This is a genomic window from Nonomuraea wenchangensis (genome assembly GCF_900111685.1).
GTDB lineage: Bacteria > Actinomycetota > Actinomycetes > Streptosporangiales > Streptosporangiaceae > Nonomuraea > Nonomuraea wenchangensis.
In genome coordinates this window covers 179515-195901 of record NZ_FOHX01000020.1, presented here as the reverse complement: position 1 = coordinate 195901, position 16387 = coordinate 179515, and the positions used below count along the sequence as shown (strand labels likewise).

Sequence of the window (16387 nt, the reverse complement as noted above, 5' to 3'; positions counted from 1 at the left end):
AGAGTGGGTAAGGCTCCCGGTAGAAGACCGGGTTGATAGGCCGGAGGTGGAAGCGCGGTAACGTGTGGAGCTGACCGGTACTAATAGGCCGAGGACTTGACCACAAAGCATTCTTTCTGGGATTTTTTGCTCGCGTCCACTAGGCAATTCTGAGACTGCAAACACGTCTGTGTTTGTTTGTTTCGGAGGGTTACGGCGGTTATGGCGGGAAGGAAACACCCGGTTACATTCCGAACCCGGAAGTTAAGCTTCTCTGCGCCGATGGTACTGCACTCGGGAGGGTGTGGGAGAGTAGGTCACCGCCGGACAATCTTTATGGAGGGCCCCGACGCTTAGCGTCGGGGCCCTTCTGCATTTCCGGTGAGGTCAGCGTGGGTGATAGGTGATCGACCCGAAGGGCCAGTGCGTGGAGAGCCAGGCCGTCACGGCCTCGTACACGGGCACGTCCAGTTCGGCCCGGTCGGCGCGGACCCAGGAGGACACGGCGGCGTCGTGGTCGGTGCGGCGCGAGGGGTAGATGTAGACGCATCCGATCACGTCGCCGGTGGCCGGGTCGAGGACGGTGTAGGTGAATCCGCGGCGCCGGCCGAAGTCGTCGGCGTGACGTTCCAGGTCGGCGAGGTTCGCCTCCAGGGTCATGCCGTCCGCGGGAGGCCATTTACGGTCACGGAAGCCCGGGGTGGCGCGGATGTGCTCGATGCTGCCGGTCCAGGCGGCATGGTCGGCGGCGTTGTGCTGGGGGCCCAGGGGTTCCAGCCGGAACCGCGGGGTGGCCAGGTGCGAGGGGACGGTGAAGTCGTCGGGGACGAAGGCTTGATCGCTCACGCGGCCGAGGCTATGAGCTCATGGGGGTTGGGAGGAAACCGTTTTCGTGATGGCCGGGTGCCGGGTGGAGGAAGTCCTCCTGCGACGCCCCGGCCCTGTCCCGCGCCCTTGATGCCAGGGTGTTGGCGACCGAGGCCCGGTTGTCAGGGCCCCGGTCGCCAACGGCCTCGTGGCTGAGGAGTCAGTTACTGGGGCAGGACGAGCAGGGCGTCGCCGACGCCGCGTTCCACGCCGTCCGAGGGCCGGTTGACCAGTTTGTTCTTCACCACCATGGCCGTCGAACCGCCGCCGTCGAGGTTGACCGCCTGGCGGGCGCCGAGCCAGCGCATGAGCTGGGCGGCCTCGTGGAAGTTCGCGCCCACGGTGACGCCCGGCTGGCGGCCGTCGATGGTGGCGAGGATGAGGCTGCCGTTCCTGGTGACGCCGAGCAGAGTGCGCGGGTGGCGGCGCAGGATCATGTTGATCGAGTCGTGGCCGTCCCGCTTGGCGGTGATCTGGACCTTGCCGTTGCGGACCAGGTTGACGTTGCCCGCGATGACGTGCAGGTCGGGGGTCAGCTTGAGCGCCTTCCTGGTGCGCAGGTCCACGACCCTGGTGTCGACGCGTACGGTCCAGTCCTGCCAGGCGTGCTGGTTGAGCCAGTCGGCGGAGATGCCGTTGCCGTGCAGCACCCGGGTGCCCTTGGCCACGTCGGCGCCGGAGGCGCGCAGGCCCAGCACCTTGCCGTTGGCGTCGAGGACGGCGTCGGTGCCGCCGGTGGGGGTCTTGGCGCCGTACTCCTCGGTGTAGAGGATCAGCTCGTCCACGGCGGCGGCCCGGTTCACGCCGTTGACCTGGGCCTTCTCGCCGTCCTGGGAGATCGCGGTGACGGTGGTGGCGAGCTCGGTGATCCTGGCGGAGCGGCCCTGGAGGACGACGGCCGTACGGCCGGGCACGGCCTCGCTGAGCAGCTTGCCGCCGACCACGGAGGCGCCGACGGGCTCGCCGCGCAGGTTCTTGGCCGTGTGGATGTTGAAGAAGCCGCCGTTGACGCCGACGACCGCGCCCGCGGACTTGGCCATCGCGGAGACCGTCTCGCGCTTGGCGACGCTCGCGCCGAGCGAGGCGGCGTACGAGCCGCGGAACGCCCTTGCGTCGATCATGACGACCTTGACGTCCCAGGGGCCGGTGGTCTGCAGGCCGTCGTCGCCGAGGTAGTCGACCTTGACCTTCAGCCCGGCTTCCTTGAGCGTCTTGGCCGCCTCCTCGGCCTTCTTCTTGTCCTTGAGCGACCACAGGCCGACCCGGACCATGTAGACGGTCTGCGAGGGGGCGTCGGCGACGCTCGGCCGTATCACCTCCTGCACGCTCGGGGTCTCGCCGGCGGCCTCGACCTCGGCGGCGACGGCCTCCGCGGTCGGCCGGGTGCCGTAGTCGCGGCCGCTCGGCATCAGGAGCGTGAGCGTGTAGCCGTCGGTCGCGCTGCCGGCTTTGACGTCGTACAGGTCGATGCCCGGGGCTACGGCGGTCATCGCCTTGGTCGGCACGGACTTGGCTCCCAGCGGGAACCTGGCCGACGGGAAGGCCACCGCCGCCTGTTCCGCCGCGACCGAGGCGGCAGGCAGCGTGGTGACCGTGATCGCCGCGGCTATGGCCAGGCCGCCGGCGAGGGTGCGTCGAGACATGAACTCTCCAGAGGGCACGAAAAGGGACCGCACCATACTGGCGAGATCAAGGTTCGCTGGACAGGCGAACACGCGAATTGGCCGTAGGGATTACGAAATAGACAGCCACCTTGGTTACAATTCCGGTATGAAGCGCATCTGCCTGTGGTGGCGGCCGACGGACGGCCGCTGACACCGCATGCAGAGGGCCGTCTCCGGACGGCCCGCCGACCATGCGCCGGGGTCCTCCTGAGACGGCATCGATCAAGGAGGAGACCCCGATGGACCACGTCGTGCTCACCGGCGACCGCCCGACCGGGCCGCTGCATCTCGGCCACTACTTCGGCTCGCTGGCCAACCGGGTGCGGATGCAGGACGAGCACCCCATGTACGTCCTGATCGCCGACTACCAGGTCATCACCGACCGCGACCGGCCCGGCGAGATCCAGGCGAACATCACCGACCTGCTGCTCGACTACCTGGCCGTCGGGCTCGACCCGGCCAAGGTGACGATCTTCCAGCACAGCGCGGTGCCCGAGCTCAACCAGTTGATGCTGCCGTTCCTGAGCCTGGTGTCGGTGTCGGAGCTGAGCCGCAACCCCACGGTGAAGGACGAGATCGCACACAGCTCGCAGGCGGCCGTGAGCGGGCTGATGTTCACCTATCCGGTGCACCAGGCGGCCGACATCCTGTTCTGCAAGGGCACGCTGGTGCCCGTCGGCCGGGACCAGTTGCCGCACGTGGAGGTGACGCGGCTGGTCGCGCGCCGGTTCAACGAGCGTTACGGCGAGGTGTTCCCGCTGCCTGAGGCCGTCATGGGCGAGCGTCCCCTGCTGAAGGGCCTGGACGGCGGCAAGATGAGCAAGAGCCGCGGCAACGCGATCGCGCTGAAGGCCACCGAGGACGAGACGGCCGCGCTCATCAGGAAGGCCCGCACCGACGCCGACCGGCTGATCACCTTCGACGAGGAGCGCCGCCCCGAGGTGGCGAACCTGCTCACGCTGGCGGGCCTCTGCCTCGGCCGCAAGCCGCGCGAGCTGGCCGACGAGATCGGCGACGGCGGCGGCCTCGCGCTCAAGCGCCTGGCCACCGACGCGGTCAACGACTTCCTGCGGCCGATCCGGGCGCGGCGGCGCGAGCTCTCGGCCGCCGGCGTACGGCGGGTGCTGGAGGAGGGCAACGCGCGCGCCCGCGAGCGGGCCGCGGACACCCTGCGCGAGGTGCGGGACGCGATGGGTTTCTGAAGAAGGGGGCCGCGGCGCCCTCCCGCTGCTACCGAGCCGGCTCGGCGTCCTCGGCCGGGCCGCTCCCCCCGCAGAACACCTCGTTGACGAGCCGCTGCGTCGCCTTCTGAAACGTCTCCGACAGGGACAGTGCGGCGTCGTCCACGTAGGTCAGCCCGGCGGTCATGGTCGTGCCGCCGTCGGGCGTGCTGTACATGAGCGCCGCCGAGCCCGCCATGCCGCCGTTGTGGTGGAAGATGGTGCCGCCGCACTCCGTCTCCTGCGCGAACACCCCCAGGCCGTAGCCGATCTTCGGGTCCGGCCGGCGCATCTCGTCCAGCAGCGGGGCCGGGAGGAGCCTGCCGCCCATCAGCGCGGAGAAGAACGTGTGCAGATCCCGGGTGGTGGAGATCATGTCGCCGCCGGCGGAGATCCAGGAGGGGTTCTGGCGGGTGACGTCGACCGTCTTCTCCTGGCCCGCGACCTCGTACCGGTAGTAGCTGTGGGCGTGCGGCCCGGGGATCTCCGTGTCGGTGCCCGGCGCGACGGTCTCCGTCATTCCGAGCGGTCCGAGGATCAGCCGCTGCAGCTCCTCGGCGAACGGGCGGCCGGTGACCTTCTCGATCAGCAGCCTGGCCAGCACGTAGTTGGTGTTGGAGTAGCTCCAGTCGGTGCCCGGCTCGAACCGGGCCGGCTTGGACAGCGCGAGCCGTACCAGCTCTTCCGGCTGGTAGGTCTTGAGGCGGTTGTCCACCCACTCCTGGCCCGACCAGGGGATGCCCGGCGCGAACGTCCCGTCCTCGTAGTACTCGCCGGTGAAGTTGAACACGCCGCTGGTGTGCTGCAGCAGCATCCGCGCCGTGATCCGCCGGTCCAGGCCGAACTCGGGCAGGTGGTCGTCCGCCGGGGCGTCCAGCCCGACCTTGCCCTCGGCCACCAGCCGCAGCACCGTGGCCGCGACGAAGGGCTTGGTGGCGCTGCCGATGCGGAAGCGCCCGTCCGTCGACGGCCTCTCGCTCTCGCCCAGCTTGCGTACGCCGGCGCTGCCGGTCCACTCGCCCCGCGCGTCGTGCACGCGCAGCTGCAACCCGACGAAGCCGGAGTCGACGATCTCCTGGATGGTCTGCCGCAGTTCGGGACGGTCCTGGCCGATGGGGGTGATGGACATGATGTGCGCTCCTTCAGGATCTTGCCGTGTTCTTGGCATTCACCATCGCCGAGCGCTCTGACACGGGACCGTCGCCGTGCTGACACGGGCCCTGAGACGGGTCGCGGACGGGTCTCAGGTGCGGCTGTCGCGGCGGAAGGACTCCAGGGCGAGGATCGCGACGTGCAGCGACAGGCACGACTCGACGTCGTCGAGGTCGGTGTCGAGGATGCGTTCGAGCCGGCGCAGCCGGTCGTAGAAGGCGGGCCTGGACAGGTGCGCCTTCTGCGCGGCGACCGCCTTGTTGCGCCCCGAGTCGAGGTAGACGCGCAGGATGCGGGTGAGGTCGCCGCCGCGCTGGGCGTCGTGCGCGAGCAGCGGCCCGAGCTCGCGTTCGGCGAACGTCTGCAGCCGCGCGTCGTCGCGCAGCAGGTGGAGCAGCCCGCGCAGGCGCAGGTCGGGCAGGCGGTAGAAGGCGCGGCCGTCCGGCTGGCGGACGGCCACGTCGGCGACCTGCTCGGCCTCCAGGAAGCTGCGGCGTACGTCGCGGATGGACTCCACCACGGACCCGGCGGCGAGCACGAACGCCGCCCCGGGCGGCCACAGCATGCGCAGCCGGTCGGCGAGGGTGGTCAGCGCGGCCTCGGCCTGGGTGCGCGGCGGGAGCGGCAGCAGGACGCCCACCCGCTCCTGGTCGAGTGCGCCGACGAGGGCCGGCAGCCGGGCGTCCCTGCAGGCCCCGGCGGTGGCCTCGGCCAGCTCGCCGAGCTGGGCCTGGCCGTCGAGCGCCTGGTCGGCCGGGTCGGTCGGCCTGATGACGACGCTGACCAGCTTGCGCCCGGTCAGCGGCACGCCGACGGCGCGGGCGCGGGCGGCGGCCTCGTCGGGGTCGGCGTAGGCGTGGGTGAGGATGCCGGCGATGATCGTGCCGTGGGCCTGGCGCTCCAGCGACTCCTGGTGGCGTTCGAGCAGGCGGCCGAGGGCGAGCGTGGTGGCGGCGCGTTCGGCCAGCACGAGGTCGCGCGGCGACGGCGAGGCGTCGCAGACCAGGATGAGCCGGCCCCAGTCCTGGCCCCGGGCCCCGACGGTGGTGACGAGCCAGCCGGAGGCCGGGTCGTAGGCCGTCCGCCCGGTCGGCGCCACCGCCCGCGACCGGGTCTCCCAGCCGGCCAGCAGGGTGCCCGCGTCGCGCCCGGCGGACTCGCAGGCCAGCACCTGGTGGGCGAGGTTCTCCAGCAGCACCGGGCGGCCGGCCAGCCGGGCCACCTGGGCGAGGACCTCCGTCGGCGAGGCGCCCTCGACCGACAGCTCGGTGAAGACCTCGTGGAGCTGCTCGGAGGCCCGCAGCTCCTCAAGCTGGATGTCGATGATCCGGGCGTGCACCGACTCGGTGATCTGTACGAACGGGGTCTCCCTGGTCAGCACGATGACCGGCAGCCCGTGCTCCTCGGCGGCCTTGAGCACCGCCCGCGGCAGCTCGCGGACGAACCGGCGGCCGAGCTCCACGACCAGCCCGGACGCGCCGACGTCGGCCAGCGCGCCGATGTAGTCGGCGAGCTTGTCGGGGTCGTCGGGCAGCGCTACGCCGGTGGTCAGCACCAGCTCGCCGCCGCGCAGCAGCCCGGCGATCTCGGCGATCTCGCCGACGTGCACCCATCGCACCCGCGTGTCCAGCCGGTCGGCGCCCGCGACCACGCGCGGGCCGCCCCGGCGCACGGTTTCGAGTTCGAGGACGTCGGCGATGGTGGGGAGCACGGGGCAGAGCCTAGCCGATCGATCTGTAAGATCGGCAATGCGACGATTTACGATCTGTCAGGAGCTGAGGTCGTCCTCCCGGTATTCCCTGTGGGGCTCGCGCACCCGGAGCTCGACCCGGCGGATCTTGCCGGAGATGGTCTTGGGCAGCTCGCCGAACTCCAGCCGCCGCACCCGTTTGTACGGCGCCAGCCCCCGCCGGCAGTGCTCGAAGATCGACCGCGCCAGCTCCTCGCCGGGCTCGAACCCGGGGGCCGGCGTGACGTACGCCTTGGGCACCGCCAGGCGCACCGGGTCGGGGGCGGGCACCACGGCGGCCTCGGCCACCCCTTCGTGCTCCAGCAGCACGCTCTCCAGCTCGAACGGGGAGATGCGGTAGTCGGAGGCCTTGAAGACGTCGTCGGTGCGGCCGACGTAGGTGATGTAGCCGTCGGCGTCGCGGGTGGCGACGTCGCCCGTGTGGTAGTAGCCGTCGCGCATCGCCTCGCCGGAGCCACTCAAGGGGCCACCCACGTAGCCCGCCATGAGGCCGAGCGGCCGGCGGCCGTCGAGGGGGAGGCAGATCTCGCCGTCGTCGCCCTCCTCGCCGGTGTGCGGGTCGAGCAGCGCGATCTCGTAGCCGGGCAGCGGCCGGCCCATCGAGCCCGGCTTGACCGGTTCGCCGGGCGGGTTGCCGATCTGCGCGGTGGTCTCGGTCTGGCCGTAGCCGTCGCGGATGGTGATGCCCCACGCCTTGCGCACCTGGTCGATGATCTCCGGGTTGAGCGGCTCGCCGGCGGCCACGGCGGCGCGCAGCGGCAGCTTCCAGGCGGCGAGGTCCTCCTGGATGAGCATCCGCCAGACGGTCGGCGGGGCGCAGAACGTGCTCACGCGCTCGTCCCGCATCACTTCGAGCAGGGCCGGGGCGGAGAAGCGGCGGTAGTCGTGGACCAGCACGGTGGCGCCGGCGTTCCACGGCGCGAAGACGTTGCTCCAGGCGTGCTTGGCCCAGCCGGGCGAGGAGACGTTGAGGTGCACCTCGCCGGGGCGTACGCCGATCCAGTGCATCGTGGACAGGTGGCCCGCCGGGTAGGAGGCGTGGGTGTGCTCGACCAGCTTCGGCTGGGAGGTGGTGCCGGAGGTGAAGTAGAGCAGCAGCGGGTCGCCGGCCCTGGTGGGCCCGTCGGGCTCGAAGCCGGGCGGGGTGTCGTACGCCTCGTGGAAGGGCAGCCAGTTGTAGGCGTCGCCGACGGAGATCCTGGTGAACTCTCCCGGCCCGAACTTCCCGGCGTCCTCGGCGTTCGCGATCACGTGCGCGACGCCGCCGCGCTCGACGCGCTCGGCGACGTCCTTGGCCGTGAGCAGCGTGGTGGCGGGGATGACGACCGCGCCCAGCTTCATCGCGGCCAGCAGCGCTTCCCACAGCTCGGGCTGGTTGCCCAGCATGAGCAGGACGCGGTCGCCGCGGCGCACGCCCTGCCGGCGCAGCCAGGTGGCGACCTGGCCGGAGCGTGCCGACAGTTCGGCGAAGGTGTAGCGGGCCGGGTGGTCGCCGACGATCTTGAGCGCCACGGCGTCGGGGGTCTCGGCGGCGAGCACCCCGTCGAACCAGTCGAGCGCCCAGTTGAACTCCGTCAGCTCCGGCCAGCGGAAGTCGCGGCGGGCGGTGGCGGGGTCGGCGTTCAGCAGGAGGTCGCGGGCGGCGCGGAAATCGCTCATGTCCGGGATCCTGCTACGTCGTCAGCCGTCGCTCAAGGCCGTCGAGCACCGACACCAGGCCGAAGTCGAAGGCCACCGCGCGCATGACCCGCGGATCCTCGTCGGGCGTGGTGCCGATCGCGTCGAGGAGCTCGGGGTGCCCGGCGGCGGCCTTCGTGAGCGCGGCCTGCGCCGCCGAGGTGTCCCAGGCGCCCTCCACCGTGGTCTCCCAGGCGATCTCCGGGATGGTCATGCCGAAGATGAAGGCGGTGAGCGTCGCGCCGGCGAAATCGATGTCGGTGCCGGCGAACCCGGCCAGCCGGAACGTGCGGCGCATGCGCTCGCTGACGCCGATCGCGTGCGGGCCGAGCGCGGGCAGGCGGCCGAGGAGGTCGGCCGACCAGGGGTGGTTGAGCATCGCACGGCGCATGCTGTGGGCCAGGACGGAGGCGACCTCGCGCCAGTGCGCCTCGTCGGGGTCGGGGACGGTGATCTCGGCCCACACCTCGTCGTAGGCCAGCTCCAGCAGGTCGTCCTTGGTGGCGACGTACCAGTAGATGCTGGTGGCGCCGGACATGAGCTTGGCGCCGAGCTTGCGCATGCTCAGCCCGTCGAGCCCTTCGGCGTCGAGCAGTTCGACGGCGGCCTTGACGATCTCCTCGCGGCTGCGCCCGGGGCCGGGGGGCTTGCTGCGCGGCTCGCGGGTCCAGACGGAGGTGAACTGCCTGCTCATGGCTTCAGGATAAATGCACTCGCACACTGTACGAGGGTCGTCGTACAGTGTGCGAGTGACCTCGAACACTGTACGAGACCCCCGTCGCTGGTGGATCCTCTTCGTCCTGTGCCTGGCCCTGCTGGTCCTGGTCGTCGACAACACCGTGCTGAACCTGGCGATCCCCTCGCTCAACAAGGAGATGGGCGCCACCCCGTCGGACATCCAATGGATCATCGACGCGTACGTGCTGGCCTACGCCGGCCTCCTGCTCACCTCCGGAGCCCTGTCCGACCGGTACGGCCGCCGCCGCCTGCTCGTCATCGGCCTGGTGTTCTTCGGCGGCGCCTCGCTGCTGGCCGTGCTGGTGACGGAGCCCTGGCAGCTCATCGCCGCGCGGGCGCTCATGGGCGTCGGCGGCTCGCTCGTCATGCCGTCCACGCTGTCGATCCTGCTGACCGTCTTCGACGAGGACGAGCGGCGCAAGGCGATGGCCGCCTGGAGCGCCGTGGCGCTGGTCGGCCTGGTGTCGGGCCCGACCCTCGGCGGCTTCCTGCTCGCGCACTACTGGTGGGGCTCGATCTTCCTGCTGAACGTGCCGATCGCGGCCGTCGCCGTCGTCGCCGCCCTCGTGCTCATGCCCGAGAGCCGCAGCGCGAGCCGGCGGATCGACCCCGTGGGCGTCGTGCTGTCCACCGCCGGCCTCACCGCCGGCGTCTACGTGATCATCGAGCGCGAGTGGAACATCCCCGTCATCGCGGTCGCGGTGCTCGCGCTGGCCGCCTTCGTCGTGTGGGAGCGCCGGCAGGACCAGCCCATGCTGCCGCTGCACCTGTTCGCCGACCGCAACTTCGGCGGCGCGTCGTTCTCGATCCTGCTGATGTCGTTCGGCGCGGGCGCGGTGATGCTGATGCTCAGCCAGTACCTGCAGTTCGTGCTGGGCTACTCCGAGATCCAGGCCGGGCTCGCCATGCTGCCGTACGCCGCGGCCGCCGCCGTCTTCAACGGCGTGGGCGCGGCGCTCGGGCAGCGGGTCGGCAACCGGACGCTGGTCGGCGCCGGGCTGACGCTCATGGCGGGCGGCTTCGCCGTCATGGCCCTGACCACCGGCTACGGCGGGCTGCTCACCGGGCTGATCGTCATGGGGGTGGGCGGCGGGCTGGCCGGCCCGTCGGCGTACGCCTCGCTGATGAACGCGATCCCGGTCGAGCACGCGGGCGTCGGGTCGGCGCTCAACGACACCGTGCAGCAGGTCGGCGTGGCGCTCAGCATCGCGGTCCTCGGCAGTGTGCTGGCCGGGCGCTACACCGCCGAGATGCCCGCCGGCCTGCCGGAGGCGGCCAGGGAGTCGATCGGCGGGGCGCACCTCGCCGGCCTGGCCGAGCCCGCGAACGCGGCCTTCACCTCCGCCATGCACCTAGGCTCGTGGGTGGGCGCGGCCTTCTGCGTGGCGGCGGCGCTGCTCGCCGTGTCGGTGCTGCGCCCGGCGAAGCCCGCCGCCGACCAGGAGCCGGTTTACAGCTCGTAACCCGATTTTCCGCTAAGCCGACACATTGCACATATGAGGACGGGGAGCGGGACGGGATACTCGATAACATGTCGGAGCTACTAGCGCGCCACCGGGCAGTCATGCCGAACTGGCTGGCGCTCAACTACAACGAGCCCATCGAGATCGTCAGCGGCAAAGGCAACCGGGTCGTCGACGCCGACGGCAAGAGCTACCTCGACTTCTTCGCCGGCATCCTGACCAACATGATCGGCTACGACGTGCCCGAGGTGCGCGAGGCCGTCGAGCGTCAGCTCGCCACCGGCGTCGTCCACACCAGCACGGTCTACTTGCTCCGCGGCCAGGTCGAGCTGGCCGAGAAGATCGCCCGGCTGTCCGGCATCCCCGACGCCAAGGTCTTCTTCACCAACTCCGGCACCGAGGCCAACGAGACGGCGCTGCTGCTGGCCACGTACGCGCGCAAGAGCGACCAGGTGCTCGCCATGCGGCAGAGCTACCACGGCCGCAGCTTCGGCGCGGTCAGCGTCACCTCCAACCGCGCTTGGAAGAACAACTCCCTCTCCCCGCTCAACGTGCACTTCCTGCACGGCGCCGACCGGCACCTGACGCAGTTCAAGGGCCTGTCGGACGCCGACTACATCGCCGCGTGCGTGGACGACCTGCGCCACGTCCTCGCCACGTCCGTCTCCAACGACGTGGCGGCGCTCATCGCCGAGCCGATCCAGGGCGTGGGCGGGTTCACCATGGCGCCCGACGGGCTGTTCGCGGCGTACAAGGAGGTGCTGGACGAGCAGGGCATCCTGTTCATCTCCGACGAGGTGCAGACCGGGTGGGGCCGCACCGGCAGCGCGTTCTTCGGCATCCAGGACCACGGCGTCACCCCCGACGTGATCACCTTCGCCAAGGGTCTCGGCAACGGCTTCGCCGTGGGCGGCGTCGTGGCCCGCGGTGACCTCATGGACGCCCCGCACGCCGTGGGCCTGTCCACCTTCGGCGGCAACCCCATCTCCATGGCCGCCGCCAACGCCACCCTCGACTACGTGCTCGACCACGACCTGCAGGCCAACGCCGCGCGCACCGGGGCCATCATCATCGACGGGCTCAAGGAGGCCGCCGAGCGGCTGTCGGTCGTCAAGGACGTACGCGGCAAGGGCCTGATGTTCGCCGTCGAGCTGGCGAGCCCCGCCCAGGCGGCCCGCTTCATGGAGGAGACCAAGAAGGCGGGCCTGCTGGCGGGCAAGGGCGGCCTGTACGGCACCGCCATCCGCATGGCCCCGCCCCTCACCCTCACGGTGGAGGAGGCGGTCGAGGGCCTCGGCATCATCGTCAGCGCCCTGGAGACCATCGACGCGGAGGCGGCGCAGCAGTGAAGTCGGTCACCCACTGGATCAACGGCGCTCCGGCCGAGGGCGGCTCGGGCCGTACGGCGGAGCTGTTCAACCCGGCCACCGGCGAGGTGTCCGGCCACGTCGCGCTGGCGGACGTCGCCGACGTGGACGCCGCCGTCGCCGCGGCCGTCGCGGCCTTCCCCGCCTGGCGGGACGCCTCCCTGGTCAAGCGCGCCCAGGTGCTGTTCCGCTTCCGCGAGCTGATGGTCGCCCACCGCGACGAGCTGGCCGCGCTGATCTCCGCCGAGCACGGCAAGGTGCACTCCGACGCGCTCGGCGAGGTGGCCCGCGGCCTGGAGGTCGTGGAGTTCGCCTGCGGCATCCCGCACCTGCTCAAGGGCGGCTTCAGCGAAGGCGTCTCGACCCGGGTCGACTCCTACTCGATCCGCCAGCCGCTCGGCGTGGTGGCCGGGATCACCCCGTTCAACTTCCCCGCCATGGTGCCGATGTGGATGTTCCCGCTGGCCATCGCCTGCGGCAACGCCTTCGTGCTGAAGCCGTCGGAGAAGGACCCGTCGGCGTCGCTGCTGATGGCGCGGCTGTGGAAGGAGGCCGGGCTGCCCGACGGCGTGTTCAGCGTCGTCCAGGGCGACAAGACGGCGGTGGACCGGCTGCTGCAGCACCCCGACGTGCGCGCCGTGTCGTTCGTCGGCTCCACCCCGATCGCCCGCTACGTGTACGAGACCGGCACCGCCCACGGCAAGCGGGTGCAGGCGCTCGGCGGCGCCAAGAACCACATGCTGGTGCTCCCCGACGCCGACCTCGACCTGGTGGCGGACGCGGCGGTCTCGGCCGGGTTCGGCTCGGCGGGCGAGCGGTGCATGGCGATCTCCGTCGTGCTGGCCGTGGACCCGGTCGGCGACGAGCTGGTCAAGAAGATCACCGAACGGGTGGACAGGCTCGTCCTCGGCCCCGGCGACGACCCCAAGTCCGAAATGGGCCCGCTGGTCACCCGCGAGCACCGCGACAAGGTCGCCTCCTACCTCGACCTCGGCGTCGAGGAGGGCGCGGAGCTGGTCGTGGACGGCCGGCACACGGCGGTCCTCGGGGGCGGCACGGCGGCCGACGCGCCGGGCTTCTGGCTCGGGCCGACGGTCCTCGACCGGGTGCCGCCCGGCTCGCGCACGCACACCGAGGAGATCTTCGGCCCGGTGCTGTCGATCGTGCGGGTGGGCTCGTACGAGGAGGGCCTGGAGCTCATCAACGGCGGCGAGTACGGCAACGGCACGGCCATCTTCACCAACGACGGCGGCGCCGCCCGGCGCTTCCAGAACGAGGTGGAGGTCGGCATGGTCGGCATCAACGTGCCGATCCCGGTGCCGATGGCGTTCTACAGCTTCGGCGGCTGGAAGGCGTCGCTGTTCGGCGACACGCACGTGCACGGCACCGAGGGCGTGCACTTCTACACCCGCGGCAAGGTGGTCACCTCCCGCTGGCTCGACCCCTCCCACGGGGGCGTGAACCTGGGCTTCCCCACCAACAAGTGAGCCCCCACCGGCCGGGGAGGATGCGCGTCCTTCCCGGCCCGGGTCCCGGTAAGCTCCTTGGCACCGGGGCAAGGGGACCCGGACAAGAGGGGGACTTCTCGTGCATCGCCGACGTACGTACGCGCTGGCGCTCGTCACGGCGACGCTGGTGGCCGGCACGGGCGCGGCGAGCCCGACCCCATCCCCTTCCCCCACCCCCACCGCCTCCGCCACGCAGAGCGACGGCACGCTGCAGATCCTCACCTACCGTGGCTTCGCCGAGTCCGGCGGCATCAGCCCCCGCTTCAACTGGGTGGGCGACTTCGAGAAGGAGACCGGCTGCCGCATCGCCAAGCTCGACACCGTGCAGACCGCCGAGGACATGATGGTCCAGCTCCGGGCCCGGCCCTACGACCTGGTCTCGGCCGGCCCCGCGCTCGCGGGCGCGCTCATCTCGGCCAAGCAGGTGCAGCCCGTCGATCCCGCCAAGATCAGCGGCTACGGTGACCTCGACAAGCGCTTCCGCGAGATGACGACGGTGTCCGGCAAGGTCTACGGGGTGCCCTATCTGTGGGGCTACCACGAGTTCGTCTACGACCCGGCCCGGGTCAAGGGCGAGCTGAAGGAGGCGTTCACCTCCGAGCGCGCGGCGCTCCGCGACAGCCCGATGACGATCGCCGACGCCGCGCTGGCGGCCGGCGAGGACGACCCCTACGCGCTCACCGAGGAGCAGCTCGACACGGCGGTGGGGCTGCTGGAGGGGGCGAAGGAGCGCACCTACTGGTCCAACCCGCTCGACCTGGTCAAGGGCTTCGCGACGGGGGCGCTCGACTACGCGCAGGCCACCCCCTACTACCGGCTGCTGCTGCAGAAGGCCGGCAAGCAGGTCAAGACGGTCCCGGCGGGCAAGACGACCGGCTGGGTCGACTCCTGGATGCTGGGCGCGAACGTCCCCGACACGTCCTGCGCCTACCGCTGGCTCAACTGGATGGCCGCGCCGGAGGCGCAGCGCGACGCGGCCGCGTGGGTGGGCCTCGCGCCCGCCAACGACAAGGCGTGCAAGGGGCGGGCGAGGCAGATCTGCCAGATGTACGGCGTGGGCGACGCCAAGAGGCTGTCGCGGGTGCGTTTCGCCGAGCGGCCGCCGGCGGACTGCCGGGCGGAGGACGGCGGGTGCCCCGACTACGACGCCTGGGCCGAGCGGTGGCGCGAGCTGGCGAAATAGGGCCGGTCAGCGGGACGGGGCGATACTAGCGGGACGGGAAGGCCACCACGGTGGCGAGCGGGGCGGGCATGAGGGCCTCGGCGCAGTCGGAGCAGGCCAGCACGGCCGAGTCGTCGGGCAGCCGGCCCACCCGCACGCGGGGGCGCGGCCACCGCTTGTGGCAGACGACGCACACGTCACCTTCGCGCTGAGCCCAGCTCAGGCCCTCAGGGTCGAACGTCAACATACTCCGCGCCGTTCTTGTCGGACCCCAGTTCATCACGTTCCCAGCAGCCATCGCCCATCCGTATGTCGGATCCGTTATAACCCCTGACCGTGGCCATGAGCGTCCAGCTGAGCGTCAAGTCAGGGTGAATTCTCTACCCACCTGACCGGCTTTACACCAACAAAATCGGGCATCCAGCCACAAAGCTGGATGCCCGATATCGAGGGGTATCTACAGTTCGGCGATGGCTTTCTCAAGGATCCCCAGGCCCTCTTCGAGCAGGTGCTCGGGCATCACCAGCGGGGGCAGGAAGCGCAGCACGTTGCCGTACGTGCCGGCGGTCAGCACCAGCAGGCCCTCGGCGTGGCAGCGCTTGACGACCGCCTGGACGGCGGTGGGGTTGGGCTCCTTGGTGCCGGGCTCGACCAGCTCGATCGCGATCATCGCGCCCCGGCCGCGCACGTCGCCGATCCCGTCGAAGCGCTCCTTCATCGCCTCCAGGCGCGGGAGCATGATCTCGCCGATGCGGCGGGCCTTCGCGACGAGGTCCTCCTCCTCGATGGTCTCCAGCACGCCCAGGGCGGCCTCGCAGGCCAGGGGGTTGCCGCCGTACGTGCCGCCGAGCCCGCCCACGTGCACCGCGTCCATCAGCTCCGCGCGGCCGGTCACGGCGGCGAGCGGCAGGCCGCCCGCGATGCCCTTGGCGGTCGCGATGATGTCGGGCACGACGCCCTCGTCCTCGCAGGCGAACAGCGTGCCGGTACGGGCGAAGCCGGTCTGCACCTCGTCGGCCACGAACACGATGCCGTTGTCCTTGCAGAACTCCGCGATGCGCGGCAGGAAACCCCTGGCCGGCACGATGAAGCCGCCCTCGCCGGCGATCGGCTCGATCACCACGGCGGCCACGTTCTCGGCGCCGATCTGCTTGGTGATGGCGTCGATGGCCTGCGCGGCGGCCTCCTCGGCGCAGTTGTCCGGGCCGGTCGGCCACCGGTACGGGTACGCCAGCGGCACCCGGTACACCTCCGGCGCGAACGGGCCGAACCGGTGCTTGTAGGGCATGTTCTTGGCGGTCAGCGTCATCGTCAGCAGCGTGCGGCCGTGGTAGCCGTGCTCGAAGACGACGACCGCCTGGCGGCCGGTGGCGTGCCGGGCGACCTTCACGGCGTTCTCGACGGCCTCGGCGCCCGAGTTGACGAGGAAGGTGCGCTTCTCGTGGTCGCCCGGGGTGAGCTCGTTCAGCTTCTCGCAGACCCGGACGTACGACTCGTACGGGGTCACCATGAAACAGGTGTGGGTGAAGTCCGCCACCTGCTTCTGGACCCGCTCGACGACCTTGGGCGCGGCGTTGCCGACGTTCGTGACGGCGATGCCGGAGCCGAAGTCGATCAGCGAGTTGCCGTCGGCATCCTCGACGACGCCGCCGCCGGCGCGGGTGACGAAGACCGGCAGCGTGGTGCCGATGCCGGCCGGGACGGCCGCCTGCTTGCGGGCCAGCAGCTCCTGGGACTTGGGGCCGGGGATCGCGGTGACGACGCGCCGCTCCTGCGGAATGCTCATGTCCCCGACGCTACGGTGGCCTTCTACCTGGGCCGATACGTCGATATGGCACAC

The 16387-nt window shown here is 71.0% G+C and carries 13 protein-coding genes and 2 rRNA genes; 7 read left to right on the top strand and 8 right to left on the bottom strand.

All coding sequences use genetic code 11. From position 1 onward, the window contains the following. Together BMW85_RS41000 and rrf are read left to right on the top strand one after the other, a co-directional pair. Positions 1 to 104: ribosomal RNA gene (locus BMW85_RS41000) — 23S ribosomal RNA — on the top strand; the annotation flags it as partial. An 87-nt stretch (positions 105 to 191) separates the two neighbouring features. Beyond that, positions 192 to 308: ribosomal RNA gene (gene rrf, locus BMW85_RS40995) — 5S ribosomal RNA — on the top strand. A 58-nt stretch (positions 309 to 366) separates the two neighbouring features. On the opposite strand, the gene BMW85_RS40990 is transcribed toward rrf, so the two are convergent. Both BMW85_RS40990 and BMW85_RS40985 read right to left on the bottom strand, forming a co-directional pair. Continuing rightward, complete coding sequence (locus BMW85_RS40990; protein WP_091092574.1) at positions 367 to 825, bottom strand: GNAT family N-acetyltransferase; 459 nt, start codon at positions 823 to 825, stop codon at positions 367 to 369. Positions 826 to 1010: 185 nt separating this feature from the next. Further along, positions 1011 to 2489 carry a phosphodiester glycosidase family protein gene (locus BMW85_RS40985; RefSeq protein ID WP_091092573.1) on the bottom strand — a complete coding sequence of 493 codons (1479 nt, stop codon included), beginning with the start codon at positions 2487 to 2489 and terminating at the stop codon, positions 1011 to 1013. Positions 2490 to 2749: 260 nt separating this feature from the next. Here BMW85_RS40985 and trpS point away from each other — a divergent pair, with 260 nt between their 5' ends. After that, a complete protein-coding gene (gene trpS, locus BMW85_RS40980; protein WP_091092571.1) occupies positions 2750 to 3712 on the top strand; it encodes a tryptophan--tRNA ligase in 963 nt (320 codons plus the stop codon). A 28-nt stretch (positions 3713 to 3740) separates the two neighbouring features. On the opposite strand, the gene BMW85_RS40975 is transcribed toward trpS, so the two are convergent. The 4 genes from BMW85_RS40975 to BMW85_RS40960 all read right to left on the bottom strand — a co-directional run bounded on the left by BMW85_RS40975 (position 3741) and on the right by BMW85_RS40960 (position 9003). Next, positions 3741 to 4859 (bottom strand): serine hydrolase domain-containing protein, encoded by a 1119-nt coding sequence (locus tag BMW85_RS40975; RefSeq protein ID WP_091092569.1) that lies wholly within the window; start codon positions 4857 to 4859, stop codon positions 3741 to 3743. Positions 4860 to 4973: 114 nt separating this feature from the next. Next, on the bottom strand, positions 4974 to 6593 hold the full coding sequence (locus BMW85_RS40970; RefSeq protein WP_091092567.1) for a PucR family transcriptional regulator: 1620 nt from the start codon (positions 6591 to 6593) through the stop codon (positions 4974 to 4976). A 57-nt stretch (positions 6594 to 6650) separates the two neighbouring features. Beyond that, on the bottom strand, positions 6651 to 8291 hold the full coding sequence (locus BMW85_RS40965) for an AMP-binding protein (protein ID WP_091092565.1): 1641 nt from the start codon (positions 8289 to 8291) through the stop codon (positions 6651 to 6653). Between the two features lie 13 nt (positions 8292 to 8304). After that, a complete protein-coding gene (locus BMW85_RS40960; RefSeq protein WP_091092564.1) occupies positions 8305 to 9003 on the bottom strand; it encodes a TetR/AcrR family transcriptional regulator in 699 nt (232 codons plus the stop codon). A 55-nt stretch (positions 9004 to 9058) separates the two neighbouring features. On the opposite strand from BMW85_RS40960, the gene BMW85_RS40955 reads away from it, so the two are divergent. The 4 genes from BMW85_RS40955 (at position 9059) to BMW85_RS40940 (ending at position 14568) form a co-directional block, all read left to right on the top strand. Next, positions 9059 to 10510, top strand: a complete 1452-nt coding sequence (locus tag BMW85_RS40955) for an MFS transporter (RefSeq protein ID WP_091092562.1) — start codon at positions 9059 to 9061, stop codon at positions 10508 to 10510. A gap of 68 nt (positions 10511 to 10578) precedes the next feature. After that, positions 10579 to 11859 (top strand): aspartate aminotransferase family protein, encoded by a 1281-nt coding sequence (locus BMW85_RS40950; protein WP_091092560.1) that lies wholly within the window; start codon positions 10579 to 10581, stop codon positions 11857 to 11859. Beyond that, positions 11856 to 13364: a CoA-acylating methylmalonate-semialdehyde dehydrogenase gene (locus tag BMW85_RS40945; protein ID WP_091092558.1), complete on the top strand. Its 1509-nt coding sequence runs from the start codon at positions 11856 to 11858 to the stop codon at positions 13362 to 13364. The genes BMW85_RS40950 and BMW85_RS40945 overlap by 4 nt, the downstream gene beginning before the upstream one ends. Positions 13365 to 13464: 100 nt before the next feature. Further along, positions 13465 to 14568, top strand: a complete 1104-nt coding sequence (locus BMW85_RS40940; RefSeq protein ID WP_091092557.1) for an extracellular solute-binding protein — start codon at positions 13465 to 13467, stop codon at positions 14566 to 14568. Between the two features lie 25 nt (positions 14569 to 14593). On the opposite strand, the gene BMW85_RS40935 is transcribed toward BMW85_RS40940, so the two are convergent. Next, on the bottom strand, positions 14594 to 14794 hold the full coding sequence (locus BMW85_RS40935; protein ID WP_091092555.1) for a hypothetical protein: 201 nt from the start codon (positions 14792 to 14794) through the stop codon (positions 14594 to 14596). A gap of 210 nt (positions 14795 to 15004) precedes the next feature. Continuing rightward, complete coding sequence (gabT, locus tag BMW85_RS40930; RefSeq protein ID WP_091092554.1) at positions 15005 to 16333, bottom strand: 4-aminobutyrate--2-oxoglutarate transaminase; 1329 nt, start codon at positions 16331 to 16333, stop codon at positions 15005 to 15007. Between the last annotated feature and the right edge of the window lie 54 nt (positions 16334 to 16387).

What these genes read in the sequence shown, in the direction of transcription:
- BMW85_RS40985 (WP_091092573.1), bottom strand. Translation starts at nt 2,489, where the DNA reads ATGTCTCGACGCACCCTCGCCGGCGGCCTGGCCATAGCCGCGGCGATC.
- trpS (WP_091092571.1), top strand. Translation starts at nt 2,750, where the DNA reads ATGGACCACGTCGTGCTCACCGGCGACCGCCCGACCGGGCCGCTGCAT.
- BMW85_RS40975 (WP_091092569.1), bottom strand. Translation starts at nt 4,859, where the DNA reads ATGTCCATCACCCCCATCGGCCAGGACCGTCCCGAACTGCGGCAGACC.
- BMW85_RS40965 (WP_091092565.1), bottom strand. Translation starts at nt 8,291, where the DNA reads ATGAGCGATTTCCGCGCCGCCCGCGACCTCCTGCTGAACGCCGACCCC.
- BMW85_RS40960 (WP_091092564.1), bottom strand. Translation starts at nt 9,003, where the DNA reads ATGAGCAGGCAGTTCACCTCCGTCTGGACCCGCGAGCCGCGCAGCAAG.
- BMW85_RS40950 (WP_091092560.1), top strand. Translation starts at nt 10,579, where the DNA reads ATGTCGGAGCTACTAGCGCGCCACCGGGCAGTCATGCCGAACTGGCTG.
- BMW85_RS40935 (WP_091092555.1), bottom strand. Translation starts at nt 14,794, where the DNA reads ATGTTGACGTTCGACCCTGAGGGCCTGAGCTGGGCTCAGCGCGAAGGT.
- gabT (WP_091092554.1), bottom strand. Translation starts at nt 16,333, where the DNA reads ATGAGCATTCCGCAGGAGCGGCGCGTCGTCACCGCGATCCCCGGCCCC.